Source organism: Azohydromonas australica DSM 1124 (assembly GCF_000430725.1).
GTDB classification, from domain to species: domain Bacteria; phylum Pseudomonadota; class Gammaproteobacteria; order Burkholderiales; family Burkholderiaceae_C; genus Azohydromonas; species Azohydromonas australica.
Map to the genome: position 1 here is coordinate 1 of NZ_KE387219.1, position 20,417 is coordinate 20,417.

Here is a 20,417-nt window from a genome sequence, read left to right on the forward strand (position 1 = left end):
CCACCCACCGCATCGATTGGATCGTGACCAACGATCTATCTCAGGATTCCACGGATGCAACACAAGAAGCGTGCGGCACGCGTTGGAAGATTGAGCAGTTTCATCGCGAATTCAAGCAGCTCACTGGAGCGGAAAAATGCCAGTGCCGGCGCGGCCGGATGCAGCGCAACCATATTGCTTGTGCCGTGCTGGTTTGGGATTGCTTGGCAGCTCAGGCGCGACAGGTCGGGAAAACACTCTATCAGCTCAAACGCGAGATGCTGTCCAACTATCTAAGAGCCGAGCTGCGCAGCCCGGCGGTGCGGATGGTGCTCGTTGCGTAAGTCCTATATGATTCTGAAAACGAAGTCGTCGCACCTTTGGTAATTGACACGCCAAATCAGCATGAGCAGGTCAATCAGTCGTACTCAGAAATTCTTGACTTGCTTATCTCTGATATTGGTGGTGAATCCCAAGTCATCTTATGCGCCATGGATCGTCCGGAATTAGATAATTTCAAAGCCACAGCCAAACTCACCGAGCTTAACGGCGATAAACTCCTGTCATCTAAAGACTATGCGAGATTAAAAGAGGAGCTAAGTTTTCTGGATTATATATGAATTACGGCTTTAACAGCATCAACAAAGATAGCGAAATTAAAACTTTCTGCTAATCTTTCCATGGGCTGATTCGTCGCATGTCGTCGCGCCGGCAGACGGCGCGACCCAGCGCTACGGGCTGGGCAAGCGAAACCATGCTGCTCTAAATACTCGTCAGTACGCATATACCAAAATACGGCTTGTCAGAAAAACCAAGCCACTTGTGTTTTGGACGCCGCCTATGATCGTGCATTAATGTCGAAGTGTGAACTGACAACTACTGTTGGAAAAAAGCCTGTGCCCGAAGCTCGCGCTTCAAGGTCAGGGCCGCTCCCCGGCGCCATGATCACCAACATCAGTTAGCTTGCCAGTCGCATGGCTTGCGGCGATCATCCATGACCTTCGCGGCCCGAACAGGAGCGACAAGATGAAAGAGCTACGTTCCTCGATGTGCGTCGGAATGCTGGCTATCCTTACGTGTGGCGTGGCACGCGGTGAGGACGCGGAGGGGTGGGCTGACCTCATCTCCGACCCGACCCAGACTAGGATCGCGATACACCCGTTGCGCATCACTCGGTCCGCTCCAGATCAAATCAAGATGTGGATGCGATTTATCGAGCCGAGACCAACTACAAAATCCTTTAACGGTACGACTGTGACCTACGTTAGACACCTGCACATGGTCGAGGTCAAGTGCAATGCGGTGTATGAAATTCGTGAACTTACGGCCAATTATTACGATACAAGTGGAGCGGTTGTCCAATCGCGCAATACCCCCAACGCTTCGTTTGCAGCGCTTTCGCCCAATTCGATCGGCGAGTTCGCAGCAGTTGCCGGTTGTCGTGTTGCCGACGGACTCGATGTGTTAGGCGGGCAACGGTAAATCTTGCGCTACTCTTCTTCTAGCTCTGCTTGTGCGGTGACGCGGTGTTGTGCCAGTGTGCCGAATGAAAATTTCAGCAACAGTTCTTGGGCTTGCCAGAGGTTGTCTCGAATATCAAAAAACATGGCGGCATCTGAACAAAATAGATATAAGACGATTGAGTAGCCCTTGAAAATCCACTATTCATGCCCGTCATTCACCGCCCACCCTTTGGATGGGGGTGGAATTAAGTAAGCATTCGACCCACTGTCCAAGTTATACGTCTCGCGACGGTCACGTCTAAGCTTTAGGTGCCAAGGAGGGAAAATGTTCGCTGTACGCTTTTTGATTTTGCTTGCCTTGACTGCATTTAGCTGGGCTATGGGCACGCAAAACGGACCGCTTAATGCTCTTGGTGAATTCATTGCCGCGTCCTTCTTCATCTTTGGGCCGGCTCTCTACATGCTGCCGACCTATGAGGCGTGGAAAAAACAGCACCCAAATCTCGGCGCCATTTCTTTAGTCAATATTTTCCTTGGGTGGTCAGTGCTCGGCTGGGTGGTTGCCGTAGCATGGGCCTTTAAACGGCCAGAACCATCTCCTGTTCATGTTGTAGAGCAGTCGCAACCTCTCCAATCTGCAGCTCCTAGGCGCGACATAAAGAAATGTCCATTCTGTGCAGAAGAGATACTTGCCGAGGCCAAGAAGTGCAAGCACTGCAAGAGCGACTTGCAGTCCGCTACTTGATAAGCGCTTCGGCTTTGCGACGGATGCGGTTTGACCTGTCGTCGAAAAATATCGCCTGTCCTCACGGGCAGGAAGAATCATCTACCGTGCCGACGCTTTTTGATGCTTCATTCAACGAATCGTATGCCACGTAAAGCGAACGTAGCTGCTTTGCGAAAATGCGAGAGTACTCTTTGTCAAGAGTGACATAGCCCTTCTGACCGCTGAGCCGGATAATGACATCAGAAGCATCGGGAAGCTTTTTAAGTGCATCGACTTCAGCACTTTCCAGGACTAAATGAACACTCTCTTGGATACCCCAGATCTCGTCGTGATCACGATTGACTGATCCGTCGTCAAGCTTGCGGTCAAAAACTACTACCCCATCGGACATAATCGATAATTGATTCAAAAACAACCAGCCAGCGCGTGATCGAAACATGGGCAAGATCACAAGGGCGGGAGACTTGCAGTCCCGCAGAGATACATAGCTCCGCATCGACGGCTTCGGCCCGCCCGAAGCATATTTGGCCTGCATATCGAAAGCATCCAGTACCGAGGCACTGAAAAACTGAATCTTACGAAACGCGTCCTTTTTCCCTTCCAACCCTACTTGGCACGCCGACGTAGACTTGCTGAAACAAGCGTAGAACTCGGTTATACCGTTCTCATCCATGGTTCCTTCGTTCTTTTCAAAGACCTTGCGCTTATGAAGCGCATCGCGATCGACTTTGTCGAATGCCTTGGCTACCAACTCATGCCACTGCGCTGCCGTGGCGGGTTTATTTAGCGGCGGCTCAGTCGCTTGGGCCACTGACGAAGGGGTGTCGGGTTTAACTTGGTCCAATGCCCTATCATGTCGTTGGCATCCGATCAGCCCGCCAATTGTTAGACATGCTGCAGTTAGCGCCCCGATTCTCCAACTCATCCGCACCATCCTTCCGCATAGAAGAACAACCGCCGCTTGACCGGTGGCGTCACTAGTGTTTTTTCGCCATGACATTTGGTACTCAGCAGAACGCCTCGTTCCTGGCTTTAACGCTGGTGCGCGCAACCGTATTTCAATGTCATGGCAACCGATCTTCTACATGCTGATGCCTCACAAGCTGGTCGCGCTTTACCGCCCCTCTTGTACTGTCGTTAACCTACCGTTGTCAAAGTAAAGGTACCGCCCGTTGCCATAGACCCATTGCTCGGTTGTTCCACGGGCGCTTGTGGTCCTGTTGATGCCGCCGGTAGGGTATCCCCAGTAACTACTAATGACCTCCTGCGTCGAAATCCCAAGGGGTGGCGTGCTATCAAGGCGACGTTGTTGTTCCTTTGCTTCCCGCTCTCTCTGCAGATAAGCCATTGACGCAGCCAGACGCTTTTCGTTCTTTTTGGCATGCTCTGGGTAATCGCGCTGAAGTGCTTCGATGGCCTGAATCTTATTAAACACCGATTGGGTGGGATTATCGAGATCTTGGTAGTGAGACTTAATTTCCCCGTCGGTAACAAGCTCGTGTAGCTTGGGTTCATTAAGAAGTTCGGAGCATTCCCGAATTACAAGCGCCGCATTCCCGTATTCACGCTTTGTCATCAACTGGCGATACTCTGCAAGTTTTGAGGAAATATTTTTCTTGCAATCAGCCGTTTTCTCTTCGCGTTCACGAGCCTCTGCTACTTTGGCCGCTTCTTCGGCCGCTGATGCAGCAGCCGCTGCGGCAGCCGCCGAAGCAGCGATCTCTGCCGGCGATGCCCAATTGCTAGAGCCCTGCGGACCGCATGCCACAAGAAAAGGGAGAAGTACAAGACTGGACCGCAACATATCCATTGTAAAAACCCCGATGTGCCTAGACTTTCAAAGGAGAAATTAAGCACAAACACCGTGATTTTCCAAGTCCCCAGATCGGGCCACAGGCGCAATGAAATGCTCCAGCAGAGTAGGGAGCCCGGTGCGCCTCTGACGGGGTTTCTCGCCGCCGAGGTAGGCAGCGTCGAGTTGAACCTTGCCATCAAGTCAATGGGTGCGGTCGTGCTCGGCCATGGCACCCATGGTCTTGTGGTGAACAAGCCAAGCTGTGCGGTGCTCTCAAAGAGGGTGCACGCGGTCAGCGAGGTCTGGCGCCGACCAAGTTGGTGAATGACTAGGGCGTGACGATTGCCTTCGCTGCCCCAGTCATAGTACCGTCGAAACGATCAATGACAGCTAAGTCGTTGATTTGGGACAGTCGATGTTCGGTCACCCCGGCATATACCCGCCTTCCGACGCCAGGCTGCGGGTCGTCGCCAGTGCCGCGGCGCCGGCGAAGCTGCTGGTGCGCTCAGGCCACCCGTTGACCCAGGTGTCGGGGCCACTGCGGCTGAAGCACATCCAGCCCTATCCGCTGGCCTTGATGCCGCCGGCTTACGGCGTCGGGCGCCTGGTCGAACTGCTTGAATACGCCGAGCGTGTGGCGCTGCACCGCAGCTTCACCAGCAACTCGGTCGCCGCGCTCAAGCGCTTCGTGCGCGCCACCGACGGCGTGACGTTCGTAGGCGCGGGCCTGGCCGTGGCGCCAGAGGTCGAGGCCGGCCAGCTCGTGACCCTGGACCTGGCCTACCCGCTCTGCCAGCAGGCGCAGGTGTCCCTGATGATCCGGCAGGGCCGGCCGCTGTCGGCGGCGGCCGGCCACCTGCTGGCGAGCATCAGCGGCATGTTCTCGGTGTTCAAACGCTCATGAGCGAATGATCGGTGCCCTGGCAATGAGTCATCCGTGAGAAGCGGCTTGCTCACAGGCAGCCTGCGCCATTGTCTGCAGCACAGCGTGGTCAGGGTTCGTCGACATGGCATCGAATGAGGCCAAGACATCAGCCACGTTCGCGGCAACCTCGAGCCTTGACACCGACTGCTTCGAGCTGCAGCCGCCGCTGGAGGCCGTGGAGGCGGCCATCAATGCCTACCGTCTACCGCCTACAGCGGGGAGGGCACGGAATCGTCCGCTGCCATGCGTCGGCACGCTGCCCTGCCTTGCGCCCCGTGCCCTGCACCGGACGCAAGCAGCAGCCGTTGGCGCGCTCAGTTGCGATCGGAGCGCGCAGGACGGCTGGCGGAGCGGTCCGTGTGCACGTCCACCGCACCGCGGGCGTTGCGGCCGACGTCCACGTCGATTCCCGGCACGCCGCGGGCGGTTTCGTTGCTGCTGGGCGGGGCTTCGTTGGCGTTGTTCTTGTTGACGTTGACGTCGATGGCTCCCTTGGCGTTCTTGCCAACGTCCACGTCCACACCCGGGACGCCGCGGTCCATCTCGCGCTGTGCGGCCGAGGTGCCGGTGCCGACGTTGGATTGGTCCGCGGCCTGTGCGGCGCCAGCAAAGGCGGCCAGCGTGATGGCAGCGGCAACGAAGCTGTGGCGGATGACGTTCATGGTGAAGTACTCCCGATGGTGTTGAGCGAGGTTCTTGTCTGGATCGTCAGGGGACACGGTCGAGCGCCTGCCCTGTCGCAGCGAGCAGCGTTCAGAGCTTGTCGATGCCCCGCTTCACTTGTTCCTTGGCGTCGCCGACGCCCTTGCGCACGCTGCCACCGACCTGGTCGGCACGACCTTCCTGCTGCAGTTGCCGGTTTCCCATGAGGTCGCCCGCGGCTTCCTTGATCCTGCCCTTGGCCTGTTCAGCCACGCCCTTGACTTGGTCCTTGTTCATGCTTGCCTTTCATCGTGGTTCGGCATGTGCCGGTGACGTGACTGTGATGCGTACGCATCTTTTGCGCATTCGTCCAGGATCCTGTTGGCTTGTCAGCGGCGGCCGAACGCAGTGTCAGACGAAGCTGACCCCAACCAAGGGGTTTACCGTGGTTTGAGACTGCGTGACGTCCTTGACGCGCGCCGCGCTGTCGCGCCTGAAGGACAACTTGCGGCCCGCGATCTCGACGACCTCTGGATGGCTTTCATGGAAGCGGTAGCCGTCGCCTGCCCGGCCATAGGCGGCCAGCGTGTACGTGCCGATCCGGTCAATCCCACGCGCTTTCCAGGTTCCCGGGTGTGCCGCCGTGCACGGCCATCGTCTCAGGACGAATTTCGCCGGCCGTGGCCCATGGTCCGGGTTACGCGAACTTCGCGGCGTGCACAGAAGGTTTTACCTCTGGCAACCCTCAGGTCGCCACCGACAGCCGCAACGGGGTGACGGGGACAACGTGATAGCGCAGCATGGATGCCGTTGCGGCGGGGCGCTGAGCCTGTGGGCCGCCGTGGCGATGGCCGTTCCCGCTCACCGCCTGCGCGTCGTGAAGAACGACACTGCCGGGACGGCATAGGAAAGCGCGGCGCCGGGCACCGAAGGTGCCGGAGTGAGCGCACCGGTAGCACGGAGGTCAGTTCATGTCGGATTCGTCCAAGAGCAACAGCCGCCCGGAAGGGCCCTGGATGGCGCTGAAGAAGGCCGCCACGCGGCTACAGGACTGGTTCGCGATGCAGTCCGTGGCCGCCAAGCTCGGCGTGGTGGCCCTGGCCGTGCTGATCCCCGCCACGGCCATCTACTCGGCCATGCTGCTGCAACGGCGCGCCGCCCTGGCCGACGCGGTGCAGGCCATCCCCGTGGCCACGCCGGGCGGCGCAGCCGCCCTCGATGAACGGCTGCCGGTGGTGCTGGGCGGCGGTTCGCTGCTGGGTTTCCTGGAGGCGGAGCCGGTCGAGCACATCACGGTGATCTACGAGCCTCAACTCTTCAGCGTGCGCGCGGGCATCGTGCTGGTGGAGTCGCGGGGGCGGCTGCATGCCTACTACCCCAGCGACATCGAGACCCGCATCTTTGCCGAAAAGGCCGTCACCGCACCCTGGGGCGCCAAGCTTGCCTTCGTCCCGCGCGGCGAGCTCGCTGCGTCGGGCCAGGAACTGCTCGACCGCCTCGACCAGCGCTTCGCCAATGCCCGCCCGCAATCCGCGGACGACGGCTGGCGGGCCACGGCCAGCGGCGTGCTGTCGGCGCTGCTGACCATCGGCCTGCTGAGCTTCCTGGCGATCCAGCTCCGGGGCCAGTTCAAGAGCATGAAGTTCATCGAGCCGTCGCAGGTCAGCGGCTCGCTTGATGAACTGGTGGGCATGGACGACATCAAGGCCGAGGTCGGTCAGATCGTGGACCAGTACCGGCGCCGCGCCGAGTACGCCGAGTACGGCATCCGCAAGCCCTTCAACGTGATGTTCAGCGGGCCCGCGGGCACCGGCAAGACCAAGCTCGCGAGCTACCTCGCACGCGAGCTCGGGCTGCCGATCCTGTTCCATTCCGCGGCCGCGCTGGAGACCGGCTACGTGGCCGGCGGCTCCAACACGCTCAACCGGATCGTAGCCATGGCGCGGCGGCGCAAGCGCTCCATCGTCTTCCTCGACGAGGCGCAGGACCTGTTCATGAAGCGTGGCGGCCGCCGCAAGTTCGACGACGACACCGCCAACACGCTGCTGGCACTCCTTGACGGCGTGCGCACGCGCCAGGACACCGAGATCATCTGGGTCGTGGCCAGCAACTTCAACAGCGCGACCCTGCAGATGGACGAGGCGATGCTGCGCCGCTTCCAGATGAAGGTGGATTTCAGGCTGCCCAATCGCGATGAGCGCCTGCAGATCATCCATCACTACCTGGCTCAGCGAGCCGACAAGGTCCTGCCCGACCTGGACCTGGGTCACCTGGTGGCGGTGACCGAGGGGCGCAGCCCGGCGGACCTGGAGACCATCGTCAACCAGGCCGGCATCATGGCCGTGCAGGCCGGCGCGCTCATCGGCGCCGACACGCTGATGCAGGCCGCCGAGCGCGTGCTGGTGGGCAACGTCAACACCAGCACCACCGACGACCGCGACCGCGACCGCCGCATCATCGCCGTGCACGAGTGGGGCCACTTCCTGGTCGACCTGGAGCGCGAGCGGCGCGTGACGGGCGACGACTGGAGCCGAATCCTGGCCGAGATGAAGACCATCAAGATCTCGCTCAAGGCCATCCCGCGCAACAACGCCCTGGGCTTCGTCTTCTACAAGCAGGGCAGCAGCCTGCTCAAGACCAAGGGCGACATCGAGCACGACGTGCGCGTGCTGCTGGGCGGCATGGCCAACGAGGAGCTGTTCTTCGGCGAGGACGGCACCACCAACGGTGCCTACAACGACATCACCCGCGTGACGCAACTGCTGCACCATGCCGTGGGCGAGATGGGCATGTACCGCAAGACGCGGCTGAACTTCGGCGCACTGTCGGATGGCCAGGGCGGCGGCCGCGCGCTGGACGAGGAGACGCGCAACATCATGGAGGCGCAGAGCGAGCGCCTGTATGACGAGACCAAGGCGCTGCTGCAACGGCTCATGCCCTTGAGCGAGCACCTAGTGGGCAAGCTCATGCAGAGCATCGAGATGGACCTGGCCGAGGCGCTGGATGAGATCCGCCGCTTCGAGGCGGACCATGCGCGCGATGCGGGAGCGCCATGACGTGCTCACGCTCGAACACGTGACTGCGCGCTTCCCCTGCCAAGGCCGGCGCATTCTTCCTGCAGCACGGCATCGTCAAGTCCGGGCGGATGCGCTACCTGCGCCGTGTCTGCGCGGGGTGCCCGGGCCCTGGGCGGCACATCTGGTGCGACGGCGGTGTTGCGCGAAGTGAGCTTCAGGTGGCAGCGTGAGCGCACGTGGTGCGATATCGGGCGAGCACGCGCAGGCGTGAGAACGGGCCGATCGTTGCCCCGAACACTGAAACGAAAAAGACGTTGATCGTCCGGGAGTCCCGGTAAGGCGAAAAGCCCAGACGGTCAGTAGGTACAGACGATGAAGGCAGCCCGTGACAGACCAAGTCGCGCGCAGGCATCGGCTGGCCGCACCAGCAGCATGCAGCCTCCGGCCGATGCGGTGCTCCCGCGCAGCGCTAACGCTGTTTCAATGGCGACGGGCTTGGCGAAGGATCCACTAGCGGCCACGCCGGACCGCGTACACGACGGCGAGGATCACCCCGACGACGAACAGGATCCACGCGATGTTTGACGACAGCCCGGCGATTCCGCCGAAACCCAACACCCCCGCGACCAGCGCAATGATCAGAAAGACGGCAGCCCAGTGCAGCATCTGTGACTCCTTCAATGTTCCCAACAACGTTAGGCTGTCTGAGCCCGTGTGGTCTGTCGGCGCTGAACGCATCCACGTGTAGGAGGCGACGTACAGGCAAGGCACACGCGAGCGGAGGCAAAGACGCCTGCTGCTCAAACTGCCCGCCTCGAAGGACGCTCATGTCTGAGTTGCAGGGCTGGCACGGTGACCGACTTCGTGGTGGACGCCATGCAGGACACCACGCAGTGCGCCATCAAGCCGGCTGAGGTGGTAGGACTGTCGGTCGCGAATCAGGCGTGTTTTGCGCTGGCGCTGCTTTCGCCGCTGGAACCCCTGATCCCTCTCAAGCGCGTTGTCGAGTGCCAATGCAAGCTGCGGCTCGACGCTGAATGAAGCGAGTGACGTGTCACGTGGTGCGGCTGGATGGCGCAGCGCCCGGCCACCGCGTCATCTTGGTTTGGACGGGGTGTCCGTAAAACAGTAACGGCTTGGTTGGCCTTGCCGCTTTGGTGTGCAGAAGCCGTTGTATCCCACACTTGCCGACCATATACAACATACTGGGTTCTCTGCGAGCTCTTGCTACCTTTCGTGGTCTGCTCCCTTGAGTCGGGCCGGGGGTGTGCCGAGTCCTGAGTGCCCGTGTCGAGGTCTTGAGGACGTTTCAAGGGATAACAGTCCGCGCTCCGTCTGTCCTGTCCGCTTGCTTACTGGGGGTGGTTTCCTTGTGGGAGTGGGGGGAAGGAAGGGTAAAGGGAGTGAGGAGGGTTGGCTGTGATGCGAATTCAAATCCAGGTATGTTGTACTTAGTGGGGCTGCCCTTTTACGTAACAGCTCCCGCCGGATACTTGGCCTCCGTCACAGGTTCGTGACTTGCTGCGCCGGGTGGCTTCACGCCAGCAAACGACCTCATGGACGCACCCAAGCAGCCTTCACACTCGCACGCCAAGGACCTCGACGAGCTTGCGCGCACCGAGTCCATGATCACCCGGTGCGAGGCCCGCATCACCGCGCAGCTGGAGCTGCTGGCCAGCCTGTCGCCCTGGGAACCCAAGTCGCTGACGGTGCGCCAAGAGGTCGATGTCGAGGAAGACGTGCTGCAGTCGCTGCAAACCCAGCGGGAGCGGCTGCTTTCAGCCGTCAATGAGCCGCCTGCGCCTTGAACCCGCTCAGCCGGCCATGCGCAACAGTGGCAACGGCGGCGGCGCCGCCCCCGTGGGCAGGCCATCGGCATCCACCTCAATGCGGCCGATCAGCCCGCACGGGTGGTCAGTGCACCACATCGAAATCCTGAGCACTGCTGGCGCCAGCTGCTCGTCATCTCCACCCCACAGCACCCTTTTGAATCCAGCTTCCACGAAGGTCAGTGCGAATGCTCCTTGGACTTCCTCAAGGGCGCGTGCAACGAACTGGACTTGCCGGGTCACGTTCTCTTCGCCCCAGGTCAGGTCGAGCACCGCGCGCTCAATACCTTGGTCCAGTTCCTCGCTGCGATAGGCGATCCACCTCAACCTGAAGCCGGACAGGCGCACGCCAGGCGCCCGGTACCGCGCCGAGAACCGGTCATAGAAGGTACGCAATTGCTGCGGGGGCTGGGGATCAAAGGCGTCAGGCATGCCGCAAGCGTGCCACGCACACGCAGGCATCATTGCTCCCGCAGTCGAACGACCGATCGATCGGACCCACCCCTCAGCACGGCAGCAGCCATGGACCGGCACAAGGCACGCGACTTTTGGAAAACGGTGGTGGATGGCAGGGAAATACTCTGCGCGGTGCTGGATGCGTCCCCCACCGAACAAGGACTTCCCGACCGCATCCAGCGCATTGGCCGGATCGTGCAGCGGCTGCGCGACATCGCCACGGAAATCGACCCGTTGCTGTCCGTCGAAGTGGACCAAGTACCGTTGGCATCGCGGTGACGGACCAGCCACCGCCCGAGTCGCTTAACGCCTGGGACCTCGTCGAGATCATCGACAGCGCGCCGGCGCACTGAGGCCCTGGCGCGCAAGTGCCAAGCCCAGCTTCATCGAAGCATTCCGAACGGAAGCCAGGGCTTTTACGGGCATACCGTTTCAGGCCGCCGCGAGGGCCAACGGCCTGGGTAGGCGGTGGCCAATCACGGCATCCAGGCTGTAGCGGCCGGCACCCAACAGCGCCACGGCCAGCGCGGTGAAGAAATACAGCCCCTGCAGCTCCAGCGCCCAGCCGCCCGTCTTGGACAGGTTGAACAGGTCGCCCGTGTGCACCAGCGCGAACGCGAACAGCATGTTGATCGCCACGACGGCGGCCGCGCTGCGCGTGCACAGGCCGGCAATCAGCAACAGCGGCGCCACCACCTCGCCGATGTACACGCCGTAGGCCACAAACGACGGCAACCCGGCCTTGGACACCAGAGCCATCATGTAGCCCGGGCCGGCCATCACCTTGGCGACGCCGTGCAGCAGCACGAGTACGCCAAGCACTACGCGCAGGAGTAGCGGCGCAAGGTCGGTGGCGGCGGCAATGGGACGGTCGGCGGTATTCGTCATGGGGCGTTCCTCGTGAATCGGGTGGGTAAATCCAAGCGCAAGCGGCAGGTGGCTTACGCGGCGGCAGGCAGTGTCCCGGGTGGGCGCTGGTGCTGTCAGTGCGTTTGCGCACGCGCCGGTGCAAGCGGCGCCAGATCCCGCAGGGCCACCACGGCCAGCGCCGCGCTGCGTCCGCGCAGCTGCACGTCCTCCATGACGCTGCCAGGCAAACGCACGCCGGCGGCGTCCAGGACGTCCTGCGACACGACCAGGCGTGCCTGGCGCAGCTTGGTGAACTCCTGCAGTCGGCTGGCGATGTTGACCACGTCGCCGACCGCCGTGAACGTGTGCGCGTCCCCGTAGCCGACCTCGCCCACGGCAGCGCGCCCGCAGTGCAGCCCCATGCCGAAATCGAGCCTGTGCCCGAATTCCCGGTACATCGCGACATCGAGGGCCTGTAGCCGGCGTTCAATCTCCACCACGGCGCGCAGCGCATCGGCACAGGCGCGGCCGAGCCCTGACTCGTGCATGAACAGCGCCATCACGCTGTCGCCGATGAACTGGTTGGGTAGGCCCCCGCTGTCGCGAACGGCCTCGCCCACGGTGTGGAAGTAGCGGTCCAGCACGTAGACCAGGTCATGCGGCCAATGCTGCTCCGCCAGGCCGCTCCAGCGGCGCAGGTCCACGAACAACACGGCCACCTCGCGTTCCTGGTGTGCCAAGCGCTGCACTGGCGTGCCCGCGACGCCCGGCTGCAGCAGCGGCGTGATGCGCATGGGCGCATGCACGCGCAACCGGCAGGCCAGCCGCACGTCGCTTGCTGCACCGACGCGCCGCAGCGTGGCGGCTTCTTCCGCAGCGGCGGGCCTCAGCGGCTGCGCGCAGGCCTCCACCCGCACCCGGCAGGTCGAGCAACGTGCCCGGCCACCGCACAGCGACATGTGGGGGATGCCGTGGGCACGGCTGGCCTCCAAGACCGTCCAGCCCCGCAGCACCTCGACACTGCGCCCGGGATACTCCAGCCGCACCATGGCCCCTCGCCGGCGCGCAAGCCGGCTGCGCAGGACACGCAGGCCGAGCGTGGCCAGCACGATCCCGCTCCACGCCCACCCCAGCGCGCCGGCCAGGCGTCCCAGCACCTCGCGCCGGTCCGCCGGCAGCACGGGCACGGCGCGCGCGTCCGGCACGACGTCCCGCAGCTCCAAAGCCATGGCGTAGAAGCCCAGGACCGCCAGCAGCGGCACCATCACCAGCATGGTGAAGATGAGGTGGTAACGGCGGCGCCAGCCCGTGCGGTGCCGCAATGCGAAGTGCAGCCCCAGGCTGCCGTGCCACCAGGCCACAAGCATCAGCAGCAATTGGCGCGTCCCGCCGTCGTTGGACCAGAGCTGGCGTACCACGCGGCCATAGGTGTCGGGATGCTCGAAAAGCGCATGTGCACCCCTTGTGCCGACCACATGCGTCACCAGCAGCAGCGGCATGAGCAGCCCCAGCAGCAGCCGAACGGCTTCGGCCCAGGGCATGCGCAGGGTGGCACGGCCGGCCAGGGCCTGCAGCGCCAGCGCCATGTGCAGCAGCAGCGCCCCGTACAGCGCGGTCGTGGGCAGGGGATGGCGCCAGAACGCGAGGAAGCCTTCGCGCACCCGCTCGGCCAGCGCCACTGACAAGACGCCCGCGGCATGGTTGAGCAGGTGGCTGCCAACGAAGGCCAGCAGAACCAGCCCCGAGGCCCAGCGCAACGATCGCAACGAGATCATGGCCCATCATCGTGCCATCGCCTGCTGGGACAATGGGAAGCATGCACAGCCCTGCCGCCTCGGGATTCGCGCTGCGTGAGGTCACGCTGCTGGCCGGGCTCACGCCTGCCCAGCGCGATGCCGTGGCTGCGCAGTGCAGCTGGCAGCGGATGTCCGCCGGCGACATGGTCCTGGCACGGGAAGACACGGGCGCGGCGGCACACGGGCAGAGCGTGTACCTCGTCGTGGCGGGCAGCGTGCGCGTGACCACCTATTCGGCCGCGGGCAGGCAGGTGACGTTCCGCGACGTGGCGGCCGGCGACTGGTTCGGCGAGATCGCCGCCATCGACGGCGGCCCGCGCTCGGCAGACATCCAGGCGATCACGGAAGGCTTGCTGGCGGTCGTGCCGCGAATGCTCTTCCTGCAGCTGATGCAGCAGCACGTCGATGTGCTGGAGCAGGTGCTGCGCCGTTTGACGGGGCTGGTGCGCAGCCTGTCCCAGCGCGTTGTCGACCTCAGCACGCTGGGCGTGCCGCAGCGCCTGCAGGCCGAGCTGCTTCGCTTGGCGATGCAGGCCGGCATCGAGGGCAACCGCGCCCGCATCGCACCGGCGCCACGCCACGCGGACCTGGCGAGTGCCATCAGCACCTACCGCGAGCAGATTTCCCGTGAGATGTCGGCGCTGCAGCGTGCCGGGCTGGTTTGCAAGGAGCCAGGCGCCTTGATCGTGCTGGACGTGCAGCGGCTGGAGGCACTGGTCCAGAAAAACAGGGCCGGTCTGTCGACAGTGCCTCAAGAATAGCCAAAGACCGGAAAAGGGGTGTCAGTCCCGACGTGCCGGGCTTCGTGCCGAATTCAGCCGTCACCGCGATGGATCTGCAAAGCCTACTCGGCGTCCTGGTGGCTGACACCATGCTGAACATGGGCATCGGCAAGCTGCGCTTGATGATGCGCGTGAGCGGCCTCGATATTGCAGCATCTTCCTGGAACGCGCTGGAGGGCCGGTGCTTGCCACTCGCGTGTCCGGGCCTCGGAGCGCTGGCACGCTGTCGGTGATCTCGATGAGAGTCAAGTGGCCACTGTTGATCGTCTGGCTCGGGGAGCGTTGCCCCAGTCACCAATGCTTTGACATCAACAGTTGCATAAGCATTTATGCCTGGGCTGAGGGCAAAGCTGAAGCAAAGGCGACTTCGCTTCGGCAGCGTACTGGGCTAACGATAATGAACTTGGCCGGTGTCAGGATTGTTGACACCGGCCGTGATGCCATCAGACCGATGCACCGACGCCCCATGGATTCGCACCTTTGAACCCGTGTGGACCAAGCAGCATTCGTGCGTGCACGGCGATGCAGGTAACGCTCAGCTTGCCGCGCGGTCCACAGTTTCACCTCGGGCCAGTTCAAGTACCTTGCGGGCATCTTCAGCGCAAACGCCTGGTTCATTGCCGACCCAGGTCACGAACTGATCTGGCCGCACCAGCACCCATCGCGCGCTGTACCGGGCGATTTCGCCGTCTACTTGGTCTTCCACGATGGTCAACGGCACGTCCAGCGCAGCAGCGGCATCACGGAATGCCTGCACGGCGTCGGGGCGGGCGCCCAGCGCCAGCAGCGTGTACCCAGGCCCGAATGCCTCGAATACGTTGCGGCCTGAGGAATGCGTTGCCGGCGCCAAGTGGTGGCCAGCGCGGGCCTCGAAGCGGTGAGAACCAACGGCGCTGCAAGTACGGCTTTGGCTGGAGCCCGGCCAAACCACCGGTGACCCTTCGTAGTTCGGCTCGAAGGCATGGACCTCGCCCACGGCGCCCTTGGCGCGATCCTGCCAGGACTGTTCGAAGGCAGCCTGGTCGCGCGCAGGATCGTGCGCAGCAAGGAACGCGCGATCGGTTTCAATGGACTTGGCGATGAAGTCACGGATGGTGGAGCCGAACACCGGACGCCGCTCCGCGTCGTAGGAGTCCAGCAGGCGCTCGCCACCCCAGCCTTGCAGTGTTGCAGCCAGCTTCCAGCCGAGGTTGCGCGCATCTTCCAGGCCCGAATTCACGCCGTAGCCGCCGTAGGGCGGGTGGCTGTGCGCGGCATCGCCGGCAATGAAGACGCGGCCCTTGCGGTACGAGTCTGCGAGCATGAAGCGCAGGTCCCAGAAGCCGATGTGCTCGAATTCGATGTCAAACGGCGCACCCACGGCCTCCTGCAGGTACGCCCGGAAGTCGAAATTGTCTGCGGTTGTGCCGGCGGGAACGGGGGCGTGAAAGAACCACGTCGTGCCCAAGTCGACACGGCCGAAGAATTTCCAGTACCCCTCGAGCTCCGGCTGCAGCACGTTGTAATACGACTTGCCGGGGAATCGCTCCAGCAGGGTATGCAGTTCGTGAGAGCGGAACACCAGCAGCACCATCAGACGATCGTGGTCGCTACGGGTCTGGGTCAGGCCTGCGAGCTCTCGCACCCGCGAGCGGCTGCCGTCGCAGCCTGCGGCGTAGGCTGCGCGCAATACGCGCCGGCCATCGCCGCCACGTTCGGCGATCGTCACCGACACGCCGTCGGCATCCTGCACCATGTCTTGTGCCTCCCAGCCGTACAGCGTCTGGACGGAGGGCAGCTCCGCGACGCGGCGGCGCAGCACTGCCTCGGTGGCGTACTGCGGCAGGCGCTCGTTGGCAGTGTAGTAGAAGGGCTTGACCAGTTCGCGCTGCATCCAGTCGTAGGCGTAGGGGCCCAGGAGCGTGCCGTAGGCAGTGAGCCCGCCGATGCCGTACTCGGGCGGGATGGTGCGCGCCGCGCGCAATTGCTGCTCGGCCCCCCAGAAGTGGAAGTGCTCCATCGTCCGCTGGGTCAGGTTCTGCCCTTTGGGGATCGGCTGCGGTTGGGGATAGCGCTCCACCACCACACAGCGGACGTTGCGCTGGCCCAGTTCGATGGCCAGCCCCATGCCGACTGGCCCGCCACCCACGATCACCACCTCAGCGTCGTGCGCCCCGGCCGTGGCTTGTTGCGTGCTCATGCTGTTCAAGTTCATGTCGTTCTTGCTCATGTTTACCGTTACTCCGCGGTAATCCCCCAGGTCTTGATCAGTTCTGAGCCAACGAAACCCTGGCCCGCTTTTTCAGCAGCGCCATCTCAAGGTCTCGATCGGTTCCACGTTCCACGTCGCGGCACCAAGCGCACGCCGGCAGTGATCGACTTCGTCTCAGCGTGCAGGCGCGCGGCCGCGAGGTTGGAAGGCGTGCTTTGCACTTGTCGCTGCTACCGCCAATGCAGGCCGGCGTCGGCGTGCACTGGCACAGCAAGCACCATCGCCGGGTCAAGTCTGGAGAAAGGTCGGGAAACGGCCCATTGCCTGATCAAGGATCGGGTCAAAAGGCGTGCCGCATGCCCAGTGCCACGCCAGTCTGCGTGCCGCCCGCTGCAGGCGCGCCTCCGGGTTGACCGCCACTGGCCGATACGCCAAGGCTGCCGTCGTTGTTGATGTGACCGGCCGTGGCATACAGGACCGTCCGCTTGGACAAGGCATAGGTTGTGCGCAGCGACACGAGCGTGGCTTCGCTGGCACTGTCCTTGTAGTCCAGCCGCGCCACCTGGCCTTCCAGCGACAGCGACGGCGTGAGCTGCCAGGCGGCCTCGACGTAGCTCAAGTCGCTGCGGCGCAGTCCGGGCACACCCCCCTCGTTGTCACGCCGCACCAGGCCGCCAGCGAGCTTGATACCGTGGAACTTCACGTAGGCATTGATGTTCTTGCGCGTGTCGGACAGCGCGCTGCTGGTCAAGCCCGCCGAGGCACCGGTGCCGCCCCTTTGCCGATCCCACGCCGCGGCGACTCCCCAGGCGGCCTGGTCATACTTGAGCATGACCGACGCGGCGCGGCAGGCCTGACTGTCAGCGGCATTCTCGCCAGCGCAATTGGTTCCTCCCGGCGCTGCCGCCACGTCGCGGCCCAGACTGTAGGCAGCGCCCAGGGTGATGCCGCTGAAGCGGCCGATGTAGCCCACCGTGTTGTCGAAGCGGGCAGTGGGAATGTACGGATCCAGCGAGCCCAGGCCGTAGAGGTTGGGACCCAGGATGCCGGCGTCCTGCATCGACAGGTAGTACATGCTGTACTGGCGCCCCAGCATCAGCGTTCCCCAGCCGCCGGAAAGACCCACCCAGGCTTGACGGCCGAACAGCCGCCCACCCTGGTTCGACGCACCACTGTCTGGCGCGAAGCCCGACTCCAGTGTGAAGACGGCACGCTGCCCGCCGCCGAGATCCTCGCTGCCGCGGATGCCCCAGCGCGAGGGCAGCGAACTGCCCAGCGAAGGCACACGCGTCAGCGAGTCGCGCGCCGGCCCCACGTGGCTCAGATGCTCTACCGAGAGGTCGATCAGACCATAGAGCTGCACGCCGGGCTGCGCGGGAACCTGGGCATGCGCCGCTGCGGATACGGCCAGCAGGCCAGCTACAAGGATTCTGTTCATGTCTCCTCCGGATACTTGAGATCGATGTCGTTGTTTCGGGGTAAGGGCAGTCAGATCGCGGCAGTACGGCACGGGGCAGGACGGGTAGTGCTGCCCAAGTCTTGATGGTTCGCCGTCAACAGCCGTGAAGCTCATTCGAGCGGCAGCTTGATCGCCTTGATCAGCGCGCCCCACTTGTCGTATTCGGCCTGGGTGGCGGTCTGAAGCTCGGCCGGGCTGCCGGGGCGCACCCGCACGCCCTGGCGCGCCAGGGTCGACTGCACTTCGGGATCACTGAGCGCTGCCCGCAGCGCCGCGTTGTTTTGCGCCACCGGTTCGGCGCCCAGACCCTTGGGAGCCCACACCGCATACCAGGCGTCGGCATCCAGGCCCGGTACGCCCGCGTCGTGCAGCGGGGGTACGTTGGGAAAGGCGGCGTCGCGCTCGCGTCTGGTAGCGCCCAGGATGCGCAGCTTGCCGTCGGCTGCCAGCGGGACCGCTACGTGCAGCGGCATGATCATCAGCTTCACGTGGCCGCCCAGCACGTCGGCCTGTGCCGGGCCCGAGCCCTTGTACGGCACATGGTTGAGCTTCACTCCCGCCAGGTGGGCAAACCACTCCATCGTCAGATGTTGGAAAGTCCCCTTGCCGGGCGAGGCGTAGTCCACGGGCGCACCTTGCGCCTTGATCCACGACACCAGCTCGCGTGCATCCTTTGCGGGCACCGAGGGGTGCACCGCCAGGGCGAAATTGGTGTCGCCAATCATCCCCACCGGAGCAAAGCTGCGCAACACGTCGAAGGGAACCTTCGCGTACACGAAGGGCAGGGTGAGCATGGTGGATGTGCCGAACAGCAGCGCGCTTGCAGGCGCGGCCTTCGCCACTGTGTCCATGCCGATCATTCCAGACGCGCCGGGTCGGTTGTCGGCCACGAAGGTCCGTCCCAGGCGCTGTTGCAGATGGGGCCCCACCAGCCGGGCACACAGGTCGGGCGTCGTGCCGGGCGTGAAGGGCACCACCATGCGCACGACATCCTGCTGCGCATGCAATACCGTTGGCAGCAAGCCGCTGGCACCGAGCAACTGCAGCAAGCGGCGGCGGAGAAGCTGCGTGGCGCCCGCGGAGTCATCGCCATCTCTCATCTTTGTCTCCTGTTTTTGAGCATGATCAAAAATTATCATGATCAAAATCAAGCGTCAATTCGTCGTATCCTTCGGTGTGGATACAGGAGGTAGAAGCATGGCCACCGTCACGGACGCAGCCGCAGCGACACAGCCAGCAGGACTGCGCGAGCGCAGCAAGCTCGACAAGCGCCGTCGCATCGTCGAGGCCGCACGCCAGGTGTTTCTGGAAAAAGGCTATGACGACGCCACGACACGCGAGATAGCCTCGGGAGCCGATGTGTCGTCGGGCACGGTCTTCGTGTACGCACGCGACAAGCGCGAACTGCTGCTGATGGTGGTCAACGACGAGCTGGAGGCACTGGCTGCGAAGGCCGCTGCAGCAGCCGATCGCGGCGGGCCGCTGCTGGAGCGGTTGGTGGGGTATTTCCAGTTGCGCTACCGCTACTGGGCTGCGGAGCCCAGGCTGTCCCGCCCGGTGCTGCAAATCACGGCGGATTTCCTGGGTCCGGGGGACGACGCTGGTGAGCAAGCACAACGCTTCTACGCGCGACGCCAGACCATGCTGGCGCAGGTAACGGACATGGTGGTCCAGGCACAGGCCGCTGGCGAGGTGGCCGTGGAGGTGGACGCAGCGCGTGTGGCCGAGTTGTTCGTGATGATCTACCTCAGCGAGGTGCGGCGCTGGCTGCATGGCCGGCAGCCCAAGGTCGCGGCGGGCGTGGAGCGGTTGCGTGAAACCTTGATGCTTGCCATCCGCGGCGTGTTGCCGCGACCTGCCCCATAGGCCGTCCGCCTAGGGGGCAATCTCGGATAGCCCTTCATTTACGTCGGGAGGCCGTTGGTTTGGCGGGTCTGCTCCCAGACCACGATGCCTTCCAAGTGCCGGCGCACAAGGGTGGCCAGGGCCTTCATCGGCTCGACCTTGGAGCGCATGACGCAGCGACACCCGTGCAGCAGCACGGCGCGAACGACATGGATCCTTTGGCACTCCAGGATCTCGCGCAGCTTGGCTTGCCAGCCGCGTAGAACACGATGCTGGTCGCTCCGATCAGACGTACCGGGTCGATGTCTCCGATGGTGTTCCAGCCCAGGAATTCCGATCCCTCGCCGAAGAAAGCCAGCGACATGATGCCGATCATGACGCTGTTGCTGTCGACGAAGTTGGCTGTGGCGATACTGGCGCTCAATGCCATGCCGATGATCACAGGCAGCTTGCGCGCCAAGTAGAGAAACGGCCGTACCAAGGCGGCACGGCTGCTTGTTAGCGCCAGATCCCGAGGCTCAGACCAGTGCTGCGGTCAGCGCAGGCACAGCCTCGAACACGTCGGCTTCCAGGCCGTAGTCCGCGACGCTGAAGATGGGCGCCTCCGAATCCTTGTTGATCGCCACGATCACCTTGGAGTCCTTCATGCCCGCCAGGTGCTG

The 20,417-nt window shown here is 63.2% G+C and carries 23 protein-coding genes and 2 pseudogenes; 12 read left to right on the forward strand and 13 right to left on the reverse strand.

What is annotated here, in order from left to right; translation table 11 throughout:
* The 4 genes and pseudogenes from H537_RS54120 to H537_RS52015 form a co-directional block, all read left to right on the forward strand.
* Positions 1 to 323 (forward strand): annotated as a pseudogene (locus tag H537_RS54120) (IS701 family transposase); the annotation flags it as partial.
* Positions 324 to 422: 99 nt separating this feature from the next.
* The gene (locus tag H537_RS54125; RefSeq protein ID WP_156902237.1) at positions 423 to 599 is read left to right on the forward strand and encodes a hypothetical protein; all 177 of its coding nucleotides are present in this window, start codon (positions 423 to 425) and stop codon (positions 597 to 599) included.
* Between the two features lie 658 nt (positions 600 to 1,257).
* Positions 1,258 to 1,461 carry a hypothetical protein gene (locus H537_RS54130; RefSeq protein ID WP_156902238.1) on the forward strand — a complete coding sequence of 68 codons (204 nt, stop codon included), beginning with the start codon at positions 1,258 to 1,260 and terminating at the stop codon, positions 1,459 to 1,461.
* Positions 1,462 to 1,767: 306 nt separating this feature from the next.
* Positions 1,768 to 2,187: a superinfection immunity protein gene (locus H537_RS52015; RefSeq protein ID WP_043462141.1), complete on the forward strand. Its 420-nt coding sequence runs from the start codon at positions 1,768 to 1,770 to the stop codon at positions 2,185 to 2,187.
* A 61-nt stretch (positions 2,188 to 2,248) separates the two neighbouring features.
* Here H537_RS52015 and H537_RS54135 read toward each other — a convergent pair whose 3' ends face one another.
* Together H537_RS54135 and H537_RS54140 are read right to left on the reverse strand one after the other, a co-directional pair.
* The gene (locus tag H537_RS54135; protein ID WP_156902239.1) at positions 2,249 to 3,013 is read right to left on the reverse strand and encodes a hypothetical protein; all 765 of its coding nucleotides are present in this window, start codon (positions 3,011 to 3,013) and stop codon (positions 2,249 to 2,251) included.
* Positions 3,014 to 3,283: 270 nt separating this feature from the next.
* Positions 3,284 to 3,979 (reverse strand): hypothetical protein, encoded by a 696-nt coding sequence (locus tag H537_RS54140; RefSeq protein WP_156902240.1) that lies wholly within the window; start codon positions 3,977 to 3,979, stop codon positions 3,284 to 3,286.
* 400 nt (positions 3,980 to 4,379) lie between these two features.
* Here H537_RS54140 and H537_RS48260 point away from each other — a divergent pair, with 400 nt between their 5' ends.
* Positions 4,380 to 4,868, forward strand: coding sequence for a LysR substrate-binding domain-containing protein (locus tag H537_RS48260; RefSeq protein WP_051244629.1), 489 nt, complete (start codon positions 4,380 to 4,382; stop codon positions 4,866 to 4,868).
* A gap of 335 nt (positions 4,869 to 5,203) precedes the next feature.
* On the opposite strand, the gene H537_RS0138510 is transcribed toward H537_RS48260, so the two are convergent.
* Entirely contained in the window at positions 5,204 to 5,608 is a 405-nt protein-coding gene (locus tag H537_RS0138510) for a hypothetical protein (RefSeq protein WP_156902241.1), read from the reverse strand.
* Between the two features lie 34 nt (positions 5,609 to 5,642).
* Complete coding sequence (locus H537_RS0138515; protein WP_029002092.1) at positions 5,643 to 5,828, reverse strand: CsbD family protein; 186 nt, start codon at positions 5,826 to 5,828, stop codon at positions 5,643 to 5,645.
* 674 nt (positions 5,829 to 6,502) lie between these two features.
* On the opposite strand from H537_RS0138515, the gene H537_RS0138520 reads away from it, so the two are divergent.
* Positions 6,503 to 8,587, forward strand: a complete 2,085-nt coding sequence (locus H537_RS0138520) for an AAA family ATPase (RefSeq protein WP_029002093.1) — start codon at positions 6,503 to 6,505, stop codon at positions 8,585 to 8,587.
* 471 nt (positions 8,588 to 9,058) lie between these two features.
* Here the strand turns inward: H537_RS0138520 and H537_RS52020 are convergent, their stop codons facing one another.
* Positions 9,059 to 9,214, reverse strand: coding sequence for a DUF1328 domain-containing protein (locus H537_RS52020; protein WP_029002094.1), 156 nt, complete (start codon positions 9,212 to 9,214; stop codon positions 9,059 to 9,061).
* Between the two features lie 186 nt (positions 9,215 to 9,400).
* On the opposite strand from H537_RS52020, the gene H537_RS48265 reads away from it, so the two are divergent.
* Positions 9,401 to 9,589 (forward strand): type II toxin -antitoxin system TacA 1-like antitoxin, encoded by a 189-nt coding sequence (locus tag H537_RS48265; RefSeq protein WP_051244631.1) that lies wholly within the window; start codon positions 9,401 to 9,403, stop codon positions 9,587 to 9,589.
* A 515-nt stretch (positions 9,590 to 10,104) separates the two neighbouring features.
* Positions 10,105 to 10,356 carry an immunoglobulin domain-containing protein gene (locus H537_RS0138535; RefSeq protein WP_029002095.1) on the forward strand — a complete coding sequence of 84 codons (252 nt, stop codon included), beginning with the start codon at positions 10,105 to 10,107 and terminating at the stop codon, positions 10,354 to 10,356.
* A gap of 6 nt (positions 10,357 to 10,362) precedes the next feature.
* On the opposite strand, the gene H537_RS0138540 is transcribed toward H537_RS0138535, so the two are convergent.
* Positions 10,363 to 10,809, reverse strand: a complete 447-nt coding sequence (locus tag H537_RS0138540) for a hypothetical protein (protein ID WP_029002096.1) — start codon at positions 10,807 to 10,809, stop codon at positions 10,363 to 10,365.
* 90 nt (positions 10,810 to 10,899) lie between these two features.
* Here H537_RS0138540 and H537_RS48270 point away from each other — a divergent pair, with 90 nt between their 5' ends.
* On the forward strand, positions 10,900 to 11,112 hold the full coding sequence (locus H537_RS48270) for a hypothetical protein (RefSeq protein ID WP_043462146.1): 213 nt from the start codon (positions 10,900 to 10,902) through the stop codon (positions 11,110 to 11,112).
* Between the two features lie 153 nt (positions 11,113 to 11,265).
* Here H537_RS48270 and H537_RS48275 read toward each other — a convergent pair whose 3' ends face one another.
* Entirely contained in the window at positions 11,266 to 11,721 is a 456-nt protein-coding gene (locus H537_RS48275; protein ID WP_051244633.1) for a DoxX family protein, read from the reverse strand.
* A 95-nt stretch (positions 11,722 to 11,816) separates the two neighbouring features.
* On the reverse strand, positions 11,817 to 13,457 hold the full coding sequence (locus H537_RS48280) for an adenylate/guanylate cyclase domain-containing protein (protein WP_051244635.1): 1,641 nt from the start codon (positions 13,455 to 13,457) through the stop codon (positions 11,817 to 11,819).
* 41 nt (positions 13,458 to 13,498) lie between these two features.
* Between H537_RS48280 and H537_RS0138560 the strand changes: the two genes are divergently transcribed.
* A complete protein-coding gene (locus H537_RS0138560; protein ID WP_043462148.1) occupies positions 13,499 to 14,239 on the forward strand; it encodes a Crp/Fnr family transcriptional regulator in 741 nt (246 codons plus the stop codon).
* 32 nt (positions 14,240 to 14,271) lie between these two features.
* Positions 14,272 to 14,493 carry a hypothetical protein gene (locus H537_RS0138565; protein ID WP_156902242.1) on the forward strand — a complete coding sequence of 74 codons (222 nt, stop codon included), beginning with the start codon at positions 14,272 to 14,274 and terminating at the stop codon, positions 14,491 to 14,493.
* A 302-nt stretch (positions 14,494 to 14,795) separates the two neighbouring features.
* On the opposite strand, the gene H537_RS0138570 is transcribed toward H537_RS0138565, so the two are convergent.
* The 3 genes from H537_RS0138570 to H537_RS0138580 form a co-directional block, all read right to left on the reverse strand.
* The gene (locus H537_RS0138570; RefSeq protein WP_043462182.1) at positions 14,796 to 16,454 is read right to left on the reverse strand and encodes an FAD-dependent monooxygenase; all 1,659 of its coding nucleotides are present in this window, start codon (positions 16,452 to 16,454) and stop codon (positions 14,796 to 14,798) included.
* 337 nt (positions 16,455 to 16,791) lie between these two features.
* Complete coding sequence (locus tag H537_RS0138575; RefSeq protein ID WP_029002100.1) at positions 16,792 to 17,889, reverse strand: porin; 1,098 nt, start codon at positions 17,887 to 17,889, stop codon at positions 16,792 to 16,794.
* 131 nt (positions 17,890 to 18,020) lie between these two features.
* Positions 18,021 to 19,061, reverse strand: coding sequence for a Bug family tripartite tricarboxylate transporter substrate binding protein (locus tag H537_RS0138580; protein ID WP_156902243.1), 1,041 nt, complete (start codon positions 19,059 to 19,061; stop codon positions 18,021 to 18,023).
* Between H537_RS0138580 and H537_RS50160 the strand changes: the two genes are divergently transcribed.
* Entirely contained in the window at positions 19,048 to 19,776 is a 729-nt protein-coding gene (locus H537_RS50160; RefSeq protein ID WP_084151291.1) for a TetR/AcrR family transcriptional regulator, read from the forward strand. The genes H537_RS0138580 and H537_RS50160 overlap by 14 nt on opposite strands.
* Before the next feature lie 124 nt (positions 19,777 to 19,900).
* On the opposite strand, the gene H537_RS56980 is transcribed toward H537_RS50160, so the two are convergent.
* Positions 19,901 to 20,215, reverse strand: a complete 315-nt coding sequence (locus H537_RS56980; protein WP_375136361.1) for a hypothetical protein — start codon at positions 20,213 to 20,215, stop codon at positions 19,901 to 19,903.
* A 58-nt stretch (positions 20,216 to 20,273) separates the two neighbouring features.
* Positions 20,274 to 20,417, reverse strand: a pseudogene (locus H537_RS54150) (electron transfer flavoprotein subunit alpha/FixB family protein); the annotation flags it as partial.